A 10,613-nucleotide genomic window follows, 5' to 3' on the forward strand; every position below is an offset into this window, starting at 1 on the left:
GGGCCCGGCACGCGCGAGCGCCGGGCCCCTTCCGCGCAGTCGGTGAGGTCCTGATACTCAGGTACTCAGGTACTCAGGTACTCAGCGGGGGCGGCGCGCCGCCCGCACGCTCCACCGTCCCTCCGTTCGCTCCAACCGCACCGGGTGGTCGAAGCACTTGGTGATCTGGTCGCTGGTCAGTACGTCGTCCACGGCGCCGGATGCGAGCGCGCGGCCGTCGCGCAGCAGCAGCGCGTGCGTCGTACCGGCCGGGAGTTCCTCCAGGTGGTGCGTGACCAGGACCGTGGCGAGCTCGGGGTGGGTCTCGCGCAGGGTGTCCAGGCTGTCGAGAAGGCGTTCGCGGCCCGCGAGGTCGAGGCCGGTGGCCGGTTCGTCGAGCAGGACAAGCCGGGGGCGCGGCATCAGCGAGCGTGCGATCAGGGTCCGTCCGCGTTCGCCCTGGGAGAGCGTGGGCCAGCGCGCGTCCGTGCGGTGCGCGAGGCCGAGCATCGCGATCAGGCGGTCGGCCTGCTCCTCCTGCTCGGGCGTGGGGCGCCAACGGGGCAGCGGTTCCACGCTGTTGGTGAGTCCGGTGAGGACCACGTCGCGGACCCGCAGGGGCGAGCGGAGCGGATGGCGCGGGTTCACATGACCTACGTATGCGCGCAGGTCACGCAGGTCGACGCTGCCCAGGCGGCGGCCGAGCACCTCGACCGTGCCGTGCGTGGGGTGGGTGACGGCGCCGCAGAGGCTGAGCAGGGTCGACTTGCCCGCGCCGTTCGCGCCGAGCAGCGCCCAGTGCTCGCCGGGGCGGACGGTGAGGGTGACCTCTTCGAGGATGGGCCGGTCGTCGCGGACGACGGTGACGTTGTCCGCGTGCAGGACGGTGGTGACGTTGTCGGCGCGCGGGACGCTGGCGGCGTGCGGGGCGGTGGTGACGCCGTCGGCGTGCGGGACGGTGGTGACGCCGTCGGCGTGCGGGGCCGGGATCATCGGGCGGCCCCCACCCGGTTCACCGCGGCGAGCACGGCCTGCACGGACGCGGTCAGGACCGAGGTGTCCAGGCCTGCGCCCCAGCGCACGACATCGCCCACCCTGCACTCCGCGTACGCGACCGCCTCGCTGGCGCCGCCCGCCCCGGTGGCGTGTTCAGAGTAGTCGAGGATGTCGACGGTGATCCCGGCGGCGGCGAGCGCCTCGGTGAACGCGGACAGCGGGCCGTTGCCCACGCCCTCGAAGTCCCCTGTCCGGTCGCCGACTTGGAGGGTGCAGACGAAACGGTGGGCGCCGTCCGGGGCCCGGTCGGTGGTCCAGGAGCTCAGCTCCACCTCGCCGCCGCCCTGCCCCGGCGCGACGTAGGTCGCGCGGAACAGCTCGTACAGCTCCTTGGCTGTCGCCTCCTGGCCGCTGTCGTCGGTGGCATCCTGCACCACGCGCGAGAAGTCGGGCCGCATGCGCCGCGGCAGGTCGAGACCGTGCCGGGTCTGCAGCAGGTACGCCATGCCGCCCTTGCCCGACTGGGAGTTGACGCGGATGACGGCTTCGTAGGTGCGCCCGATGTCGGCGGGGTCGATGGGCAGATACGGCACGTCCCACGGCGCCTCGCTCTCGGGGACCCCCAACTCGGCGGCCCTGCGGGCGTGATGGGCGAAGCCCTTGCTGATGGCGTCCTGGTGAGTGCCGGAGAAGGCGGTGTGGGTGAGGTCGCCCGCGTAGGGGTGGCGGGGGTGCACGGGCAGCTGGTTGCAGTGCTCGACGACCTCGCGCACGGCGTCGATGTCGGAGAAGTCGACCATGGGGTCGACACCTTGGGCGTACAGGTTCAGGGCCAGGGTCACCAGGTCCACGTTGCCGGTGCGCTCGCCGTTGCCGAAGAGGCAGCCCTCGACGCGCTGGGCCCCGGCCAGGACGGCGAGCTCGGCGCAGGCGACGCCGGTGCCGCGGTCGTTGTGGGGGTGGACGGAGAGGATGACGGATTCGCGCCGGGCGAGATGGCGGTGCAGGTACTCGATCTGGTCGGCGTACACGTTCGGGGTCGCGATCTCGACGGTCGCCGGGAGATTGTGGGTGACGGGTCGGTCGGGAGCGGCCTCCCACAACTCACTGAGCCCGTCGCAGAGTTCGAGTACGTAGTCGGGCTCGGTGAGGTTGAAGGTCTCCGGCGAGAACTGGAACCGGATGTCCGCTCCCGGCCGCGCGTCGGCCAGGCGGGCCATGTGGGTGGCGGCCTCCGTGACGACGTCACGCACCTGAGCGCGCGACCGCCCGAGCACGACGTCCCGCCAGACGGGCGAGGTGGGGATGTAGAGATGCACGACGGCGCGGGGCAGCCCCTCGATCGACGCGAAGGTGCGGTCGATGAGTTCGGGCTTGGCGGGCGTGAAGACGACGATGCTGACGTCATCGGGGATCCCGCCGCTCGCGCTCAGCGCGGCGAGATCGCGCACAAAGTCGAAGTCGGCGCGGCTGGCCGACGGATAGCCGACCTCGATCTCCTTGAACCCCATCGAGACGAGCAGATCGAAGAAGCGCCGCTTGCGGCCGGTGTCCATCGGCTCGGCGAGCGCCTGATTGCCGTCGCGCAGGTCGACGGGGACCCAGAGGGGAGCGCGCTCGATGCGGTTGCCGGGCCAACTGCGTTCCGGCGAAAGGACATTGACCCGCTCCCCGTAGGGGCGGTAGCGATGGTGCGGCATAGGGCTGGGGCGCTGCGGATTCCAGTCGTACGCGATGTCGTACGCGGTGTCGTACGCGGTGGTGCTCATCGGAAGCGGTGTCCTTCAGCTCGCGGTCGGTGGCCGACCGGCAGCACGGCACCCCGCGGCGGGGTGCCGGTCGCTTCAGGCCCCGCCGCGGCAGCCGAGAAGAAGACCGCAGAAGATCATGCCGCTACACTAGCCACACCTCAGCTCCTCAGACAAGTACTCCTCAGACAACTACAACTAGGCCCTCTAGCCTCTCCGCTCCTCAGACAGGTGATCCCCCGGATGCCGCTCGGCTCCCTGCGCCCCAGCCCCCTGGTCGAACAGGCCACCACCCGCCTGCGCGAGCAGATCACCGGCGGCCACTGGCCCGTCGGCAGCAAGCTCCCCGGCGAGACGACCCTCGCCAAGGAGCTCGGCATCGGCCGCTCCACCGTCCGCGAGGCCCTGCGCTCCCTCGCCGGGGCCGGACTCGTCCAACCCCGCCAGGGCGCCGGCGTCTTCGTCATCGCGACGAAACCGGTCGCGGACTGGCCGACGCGGCTGCGGCGAGCGGCGGTGTCGGACGTGTACGAGGTGCGGATGCTGGTGGAGGTGCAGGCGGCGCGGCTCGCGGCGATGCGGCGCACCGACGAGGACATCACGGCGATGCGCACCGCACTCGAAGGCCGCAGGGCCACCGCTTCGGCGAGCGACGCCGCCTTCATCGACGCCGACATCGCCCTGCACGCGGCGGTCGTGGCGGCGGCCCGCAACCCCGTCCTCACGGACCTCTTCGCCGAGTTCGCCCCCGTACTGCGGGAGGGCCTGCTCAACCTCCTCGACCTGATCGACGTACGCACGGAGGAGACAAACCACGGGGACGCCGCCCACGCCGCCCTCGTACGCGCCGTCGAGGCGATGGACGCGGAGGAGGCGGCACGCGTGGCCCAGTCCGAACTCCAGGACACGCTGGGGCGGTTGCTGGCCTGCGGCTAGTGCTGTGACCGGGAATGTTCGCCGAGTTCGTGGCCGCAGTGGTCGGATGGGTGGTCACCGGGAGCGCAAGGCGGCCTCCAAGACCTCGTGGACGGTCTTCGCGGGGTGACCGATGGTGGCTTCCAGTGTCGGATTGGTGGCGTTGAACTCGCCATTGCGCGATGCCGCGAACATCGTCAAGAAGAACTCCGCAGCCGGCCGCGGCATCCCGCTGGCGACTGCTGCGGATGTCCACTCGTTGTCGTCCATGACGACTCGGGTGATGGTCCGGCCGGTGATGCGGCCGAGGATTTCGGCAACGTCGGCGAAGTCCAGCGTGTGGGGGGCTGTCAGCGGCGGCGTGATGCCCTCGAGTGCACCGTCTTCGGTCAGGGCGGAGGCCGCGGCTTCTGCCAGGTCCTCGTGGGCCGTCCACGACACCGGGCCATCCTGCGGCACGGCGAGCGTGCCGGTCTCCAGCGCCGCGCGGATGTAGTAGTCCAGGGTGGAGGCGTAGTACCCGTTGCGAAGAGCGGTGTAGGGGACTCCTTGCTGCTTGAGGTGCTCCTCGGTAGCCGCGTGGACCTTCTGTGGCGGGAAGAGCGACGTGGGAGAGGCGGCCTGGTGGCTGGTGTAGAGGATGCGTTGGGCGCCCGCTTCCCGTGCCGCGTCGATGGCGGCGCTGTTGGCGGTCAACGCGCCGCCGCCCCGGATGGCCGCGGAGACGACCAGGACGCGCTCGGCACCTTCGAAGGCGCGCTTGAGACTGTCGGGTTCGGTGAAGTCTCCCGCTCGGACTCGGACTCCGCGCTCGGCAAGGTCGGCGGCCTTGCTCACGTCGCGCACACTGACGCCGATCCTGTCGGCCGGTACCCGCTCCAGCAGGCGATTGACGATCAGCGACCCGAGGCGGCCGGTGGCTCCCGTGACGATCAACATCGGTGACTCCAGTCTGATGATGTTTCCAACGGAACTGAAATAACGGTATCACTGATAATTCCATTGGTCGCGCCCAGTGTGAGTCATCCGGGTCCTGGGCGACTGAACAGCACCTTCTGCCAGGTCACCTGCGGAGAGTGGGCAATATCAGCGATAACATCGGCTGTCACGCACGGGCGATACCATCGTCTCCATGGCACCGAACACGCAGCGGCGAGACATCACCCGGGACCGCATCGTGAAGGCTGCGGCCGGCCTGCTGCGCGACCAGGGTCCGGCCGCGGTGACCACGCGCCGCGTGGCGCACGAGGCCGGGCTGCAGCCTCCTGCTCTCTACCGCTTCTTCCAGGACAAGGACGACCTGCTGGATGCCGCCGCGGAACATGTCTTCGCCGAACACGTGGCGAGCAAGCAGACCACCGCGCCCTCGGACGACCCTGTAGAAGACCTCCGCGCCGGATGGAACACGCAGATCAGCTTCGGCCTGGCCAACCCGTACGTCTACGGCCTGTTGCTCGACCCGGCCCGCGCACGCGACACCCCGGCACAGGCCAAGGGCGTGCTGATCCTCGCCGAGCGTGTGCACAGAATCGCCGCCGTCGGGCGGCTCCGGGTGAGCGAGGAACGCGCCGTCAACCTCGTCCACTCGGCAGGGATCGGAACCGTCCACACCCTGCTGACCCTGCCACCAGAGCAAAGCGACCCGCGCCTGGCCGACGCCGCCTTCGACGCGATCGCTCGCGCCATCCTCGTAGATGAGCCCGCTGTCCCCACCCAGGACCCGGCGGCCGTCGTTGCGGCCTTCCGCACCCTCCTGCCGGAACTGCCCAGTCTCAGCAAAGCTGAGGCCGCGCTTCTCGACGAGTGGCTGCAACGCTGATCCAGTAGCGCAGACGCCCGCGGTGGGCCGGCATGGTCATCAGGTCGGCCTGGATCGCGCGGTCCTGGTCGTCCAGGGTGACCCGGGCCAGCCGGAGTACAGGCTCGTCAGGACCCAACCGCAGCTCCTCCCGCTCCTCGGCGCTCGGCATGCGGGCAGTGACATCCTCACGGACCCGCACGCCGACGTGCCCGAGCTCCGCAAGCAGCGTGACGGCGCCGCCCGGAATCTTCGCCGTGCCCGCGAGCCGGGTGCCCCGGGCGATGTGGATGGGGTAGTAGGTGTCGGTCAACTCGCAAGGCTCGCCGTCCAGTTGAATCACTCGGCGACGTACGATCACGGGCTCACCCTCGGGCACCGAGAACAGCTCGGCCACCTCGGACGGGGCGGGCACCTCACCGGCGTGAACAATGCGCTGACCCCCCTTGCGCCCCTGAGCCGAGGCCTCGGCCCCCCAGACGTCGGGGCTCCCCTTGCCGGGTGGCGTCAGATACGGCATCGAGGTGCTCGTCCAGTCACTGCTGTCGCTCATGACGTCCTCCCACATACCTTTGAACGGGACGGGCTCGGCGCCCACTTCGGACAGATCGCTCCCTGATCACGCACCCGTTTCCGAAGCGGCCGGCGTTCGCGCGAGGCATGGCGGGTGTGACGGATCCGCGAGCGGGGCAGCCCCATCGCCCGCCTAGCCCGCCTCCCCCTCGCGCCCCGCACCATCAACCCCGTACAACCGCGCCGACGCATCCACATGCGCCATCCGCCGCATCGCGTTGAACACCGCCTCGCCGAGCACGGTGCCGATCACCACGCTCTCCACCAGGTCCTCGACCGCCACCCGCCGGTCCACGTAGCCGAGGTCGGCGCGGGCGATCATTTCGGCGGCGTCGGCGTACTCGTCGAGCAGTTCCGTGAACGCTCCGTGGCCGACGCGGTCCATGGCGGCCAGGGCTCGTGAGAGGTCGGCGGCTGCGGGGTTCGACTCGTGGGTCCGCCAGCCGCGGCGCGCGATCAGCTCCTCGACCGCCGTGTCCGCGGCCGCCGCCTCGGCGTCGTCGTCGGCCTCCCCCGCCGTGCCGAGGCGGTCCGCGGCGGCGCCGAGCAGCTTGTGCAGCGGGCGCCCGCGGTCGTCGACCGCGCCGAGCACCTCCGCGATCGCGGCCACCTTCAGACCGCCCACGTCGAGCAGCGCGCGGATGAGGCGCAGCCTGCGCTCGTGCGCCTCGCCATACTGCGCCTGGTTAGGGCTGCTCAACTCGCCCGGCGGCAGCAGCCCTTCACGGACGTAGTACTTGATCGTCGGCACCGGCACACCGGTCCTGCGGCTCAACTCGCCAATACGCACGGTCTGCCCACTCTCCTGCCGACTCTCCCGTTCGCGCTCCCGCTCGCCACTCTGCCACCGGATGCGCCCTTGCCATGCCTCACCCCCATCATAGATAGTGGCGCTATCGGATAGCAGCAAGCGCCACTATCCATTTCAGAATCTGGGGGATTTCTGTGTCTTCATGGCGTTCATGGCACCGGCCACTCGTGGCGTTCTCCGCGTCCATGGCAGCTCTGGCCGTCGTGTCCGGCGTCGGCCTGGTCGTCGACGACCGCGTACTCGTCGGCTCGCCGATCTGGTTCAAGCCGTTCAAGTTCTCGGTCTCGTTCGTCGCCTACGGACTCTCGCTCGCCTGGATGCTGTCGCTGATCGACCGCGGACGCGGGCGGAAGGCGGGCTGGTGGGCGGGCACGGTCGTCGCCGTGTCGAGCCTCGTCGAGATGGTGATCATCACCGGGCAGGTGGTGCGGGGGAAGCGCAGCCACTTCAACCACCAGACCCCGTTCGACGAAGCCCTGTTCAACGCGATGGCCGTGACCGTCGTCATCCTGTGGCTCGGCACCCTGCTCATCGCGGTCCTGCTGCTGCGGGCCAAGATCGCCGACCGCGCCTCCGCCTGGGCGATGCGCTGCGGGATCGTCATCGCGCTCGCCGGGGCCGCCGTCGGGTTCCTGATGACCCAGCCGACGCCCGACCAAGAGCGGGGTTCCTCATCGATCGTCGGCGCCCACAGTGTCGGCGTACCGGACGGCGGCCCGTCCATGCCGCTGACCGGCTGGTCGACCACCGGCGGTGATCTGCGGATCCCGCACTTCGTCGGCATGCACGCCCTGCAGCTGCTCCCGCTGCTGCTCATGGGGCTGATGGCGCTCGCTGCGCGCTCCCGCTTCGGCCGACTTGCCGACGAGCGGGTGCGGCTGCGGCTCGTACTCGTCGCCTCGGGTGCGTACGCGGCCACCTTCGCCCTGGTCACCTGGCAGGCCCTGCGCGGCCAGCCGCTCATCCATCCGGACGGCGCGACGCTGACGGCGGCGGGACTGATCCTCGGGGCCACGGCCGTAGGTGCGTACGGAGCGTTGCGAGCCCCAACTACCCCCAGCGCGAGCCGAGTTCAGGCATCAGCCCTCAGCGATGAGGACGACGAAAGCAAGGAGCTTGTGTCATGACCGGTTTTCTCTTCGAACTCTCCTTCTGGCTGGCCGCCCCGGTCTGGCTGCTCATGATCTTCGCGCCGGGGTGGCGGACGACCGCCCGCGTCGCCGCCTCACCCCTCACCGTCGTACCGATCCTCGCCGTCTACGTCGCGATGGCACTGCCCGTCTTCCCCGAACTCTGGGCCGCCGTCAGCAGCCCGGACATCGACGGCTTCCGCGAACTGCTCGTCCTCGCCAACGGGGCGGGCGCGATCTGGGCCCAGGTCATCGCCTGGGACCTGCTGATCGGACAGTGGATGTACCGCGAGGCGCGGCGCATCGGCATCCACCCGCTGGTGATGGGACCGCTCCTGGTCCTGACGATTCTCCTCTCACCGTTCGGGCTGCTGCTCTTCCTGGCGCTGCGGGCGGTGCGGGTGGCCAGGGCGGCACGGACGGCACAGCGGGGCCTTGATCAGCCGCGGTCGGCGTCGCCGGTGGGCTCCATGCCCTTCTGATCGACGACAGCACGCTCCAGGACCGCGACGCTGCCGTTGAGCACCTCGGGGTTGCCCGCCTTGCCCGGCTTGCCGCCCGGCTTGTGGTCCTTGGTCATGTAGCCGCGCGAGCCGAGGTAGGCGAGGGACTTCTTGTCGAAGATCCATTCGCTGCGCGTCGCGTACGACGACTCATCGAGAGTGATGCCGATCCCGTGGCGGCCCGCCGCGTCCACCGCGTCGGGCACCTCGGTCACACCGGGGAGCTTGGCGACCGCCTTGTAGAAGGCGGCGGCGTTCTCCGGCGGCATGATCGTCTCGGCGAGCAGATCGCCGATCCTGTCGAAGACGGCCTGCGCCTTCGTCTCCCGCCCGTCGCTCACCCGCGTCTCCGCGTACAGCTTCTTCAGCAGGGCGTCGGGGTCGGTGGGCAGCGAGGCGAGCCAGTCGTACGTCGGCCTGTCGGGCCCCTCCGGGATGGCCCCGGTGTCGTCGGAACCGTCCACGGCGGACGCCTCGACGGGCAGATCCTGGCCCGGCATCGACGCACCCTTTCCACTCTCCCGGATCATGCCGATGGCCGTGACGGGGGCGGGGTTCTGCGACATCCAGACCTGCCGCTTGAACGGAGTACCGAGCTTCACCTTGCCGTTGAACTCACCCTCGTTTTCCTGGACCAGGCTGCGTACGTAGACGAACTGGCCGTCCTTCACCCTCTCCGGGCCGGACTTCAGGGACGCGGTGGCGATCCGGTCCAGGGTGACGGCCGCGCCGGGGGTGGCGCCCCGGCCCGCGCCCATGTCACGTACGCCGTCGGCGCCCCCGGAGGGGAGTGTGGCGGCCAGGACCCCGGCCACGGCGAGCGCCGCGGCGGCGGGCATCATCACCGCGGGCCGCAGCAATCGGCGGCGGGGCGACGCGGGAGCGGGCTCCCGGTGGTCCATGGCGTGGTGATGGTCCATGGCGTGGTCGCGGTCGATCTGCTGCATCAGGGTTTCCTTGTGGTGAAGGTGGCGCCCCGGCGGAAGCTCCCATTCGTCTTCGGCCGACTCCGGCAGCAGGCGGGCCAGTTCGGCGGCCTCGGCCTCTCCCCGGGACGGGGTGGCGGCGTTCATCGGAATTCCTCCCGCAGGGGCAGGGCCGCGAACGCGGCCTCACTCTCTACCTCTCCGCGACCACGGAGAGGTTCCATCACGTTCTTCACTTCCGTACCACCAGCGCTGCCGGCCCCGTCCTCCTCGCTGAGCCGCCGCAGCCGCGCACGCGCCCGCGAGAGCCGTGACCGCACCGTGCCGACCGGAACGCCGAGCGCCTCGGCGGCCTGCGCGTAGTCGAGCCCGGACCACACGCACAGCACGAGCACCTCACGCTCCTGACGGCGCAGCCTGCGCAGCGCGCCGTGCACCGCCGCGAGCCGCCGCGCGTCGTCCAGCCGCCCCGCCGACTCCTCGGCGAAGTCCGCCACTTGGGGCGGTGACGGCTGACGGGACAGAAAGGCGAGCCGCCGTCTCAGACCGCGATTGGCGTTCTGCGCCTTGTGCGTCGCGATGCCGAGCAGCCACGGCTTGAGCGAACCGCGGTCCGGTTCGAGCCGGTCGCGGGTACGCCAGGCCGCCAGGAAGGTCTCGGACATGACCTCCTCGGCGGTCGACCAGTCGCCGGTCAGCCGGAGGGCGTGGTTGTAGACCGCCCGCGCGTACGCCTCGTACAACTCACCGAACGCCTCCCGCTCACCTGCCCGGATACGTGCATGGATGCCATCTCCCAGTTCAGTAGGGCTCACACCACGTATCTCTCCGCGCTCCCCGACGAGTTCCTGTGCCCCTCGTCACACCCGCGCCTTCCTCACCACTCCCCTTCGGTACTGCCCGGGCGCCACACCGAACTCCCGCTTGAACGCCTTGGAGAAGGCGAACTCCGAGGTGTAGCCCGCCCGCTCGGCGACCTGCCGCAGCGGCAGGTCCTCCTCGCGCAACAGCCGACCGGCCGTCGTCATCCGCCACCACGTGAGATACGCGAGCGGGGGCGACCCCACGGTCGCCGCGAACCGGCGGGCGAACGGAGCGCGCGACAGACCCGCCCGCTCCCCCAGCTCCCCGACCGTCCACGACCGCGCCGGGTCGTCATGGATGGCGTACAGCGCGGCCCGCACCGCCGGGTCGCGCAGCGCCGCCGCCCAGCCCGCCGGATGCTGGCCGGGCT

At 70.5% G+C, this 10,613-nt stretch carries 12 protein-coding genes; 4 read left to right on the forward strand and 8 right to left on the reverse strand.

The genetic code is table 11. The features are described from left to right. Positions 1-81: 81 nt before the first annotated feature. Together ABD378_RS22795 and leuA are read right to left on the reverse strand one after the other, a co-directional pair. Positions 82-972, reverse strand: a complete 891-nt coding sequence (locus ABD378_RS22795; RefSeq protein WP_344523058.1) for an ABC transporter ATP-binding protein — start codon at positions 970-972, stop codon at positions 82-84. After that, positions 969-2,744: a 2-isopropylmalate synthase gene (leuA, locus tag ABD378_RS22800; protein WP_344523060.1), complete on the reverse strand. Its 1,776-nt coding sequence runs from the start codon at positions 2,742-2,744 to the stop codon at positions 969-971. The genes ABD378_RS22795 and leuA overlap by 4 nt, the downstream gene beginning before the upstream one ends. 222 nt (positions 2,745-2,966) lie before the next feature. On the opposite strand from leuA, the gene ABD378_RS22805 reads away from it, so the two are divergent. Beyond that, positions 2,967-3,659 (forward strand): FadR/GntR family transcriptional regulator, encoded by a 693-nt coding sequence (locus ABD378_RS22805; RefSeq protein WP_344523062.1) that lies wholly within the window; start codon positions 2,967-2,969, stop codon positions 3,657-3,659. 54 nt (positions 3,660-3,713) lie between these two features. Here the strand turns inward: ABD378_RS22805 and ABD378_RS22810 are convergent, their stop codons facing one another. Then, positions 3,714-4,577, reverse strand: a complete 864-nt coding sequence (locus ABD378_RS22810; protein WP_344523064.1) for an SDR family oxidoreductase — start codon at positions 4,575-4,577, stop codon at positions 3,714-3,716. A gap of 193 nt (positions 4,578-4,770) precedes the next feature. Here ABD378_RS22810 and ABD378_RS22815 point away from each other — a divergent pair, with 193 nt between their 5' ends. After that, positions 4,771-5,457, forward strand: coding sequence for a TetR/AcrR family transcriptional regulator (locus ABD378_RS22815; protein ID WP_344523066.1), 687 nt, complete (start codon positions 4,771-4,773; stop codon positions 5,455-5,457). Here the strand turns inward: ABD378_RS22815 and ABD378_RS22820 are convergent. After that, positions 5,411-5,989: a GntR family transcriptional regulator gene (locus ABD378_RS22820; protein WP_344523068.1), complete on the reverse strand. Its 579-nt coding sequence runs from the start codon at positions 5,987-5,989 to the stop codon at positions 5,411-5,413. The two genes, ABD378_RS22815 and ABD378_RS22820, sit on opposite strands and share 47 nt — an antisense overlap. A 153-nt stretch (positions 5,990-6,142) precedes the next feature. Next, the gene (locus ABD378_RS22825; protein WP_344523070.1) at positions 6,143-6,799 is read right to left on the reverse strand and encodes a MerR family transcriptional regulator; all 657 of its coding nucleotides are present in this window, start codon (positions 6,797-6,799) and stop codon (positions 6,143-6,145) included. A gap of 206 nt (positions 6,800-7,005) precedes the next feature. Here ABD378_RS22825 and ABD378_RS22830 point away from each other — a divergent pair, with 206 nt between their 5' ends. Both ABD378_RS22830 and ABD378_RS22835 read left to right on the forward strand, forming a co-directional pair. After that, positions 7,006-7,947, forward strand: coding sequence for a hypothetical protein (locus ABD378_RS22830; protein ID WP_344523072.1), 942 nt, complete (start codon positions 7,006-7,008; stop codon positions 7,945-7,947). Next, on the forward strand, positions 7,944-8,432 hold the full coding sequence (locus ABD378_RS22835; RefSeq protein ID WP_344523074.1) for an ABA4-like family protein: 489 nt from the start codon (positions 7,944-7,946) through the stop codon (positions 8,430-8,432). The genes ABD378_RS22830 and ABD378_RS22835 overlap by 4 nt, the downstream gene beginning before the upstream one ends. Here the strand turns inward: ABD378_RS22835 and ABD378_RS22840 are convergent. The 3 genes from ABD378_RS22840 to ABD378_RS22850 all read right to left on the reverse strand — a co-directional run. Then, the gene (locus ABD378_RS22840; protein ID WP_344523076.1) at positions 8,390-9,526 is read right to left on the reverse strand and encodes a CU044_5270 family protein; all 1,137 of its coding nucleotides are present in this window, start codon (positions 9,524-9,526) and stop codon (positions 8,390-8,392) included. The two genes, ABD378_RS22835 and ABD378_RS22840, sit on opposite strands and share 43 nt — an antisense overlap. Further along, on the reverse strand, positions 9,523-10,194 hold the full coding sequence (locus ABD378_RS22845) for an RNA polymerase sigma factor (RefSeq protein WP_386543813.1): 672 nt from the start codon (positions 10,192-10,194) through the stop codon (positions 9,523-9,525). The genes ABD378_RS22840 and ABD378_RS22845 overlap by 4 nt, the downstream gene beginning before the upstream one ends. Before the next feature lie 45 nt (positions 10,195-10,239). Then, positions 10,240-10,613 (reverse strand): helix-turn-helix transcriptional regulator (locus ABD378_RS22850; RefSeq protein ID WP_344523078.1); only part of this gene is annotated, 374 nt, incomplete at its 5' end.

The organism is Streptomyces rectiviolaceus, assembly GCF_039533825.1.
GTDB lineage: Bacteria > Actinomycetota > Actinomycetes > Streptomycetales > Streptomycetaceae > Streptomyces > Streptomyces rectiviolaceus.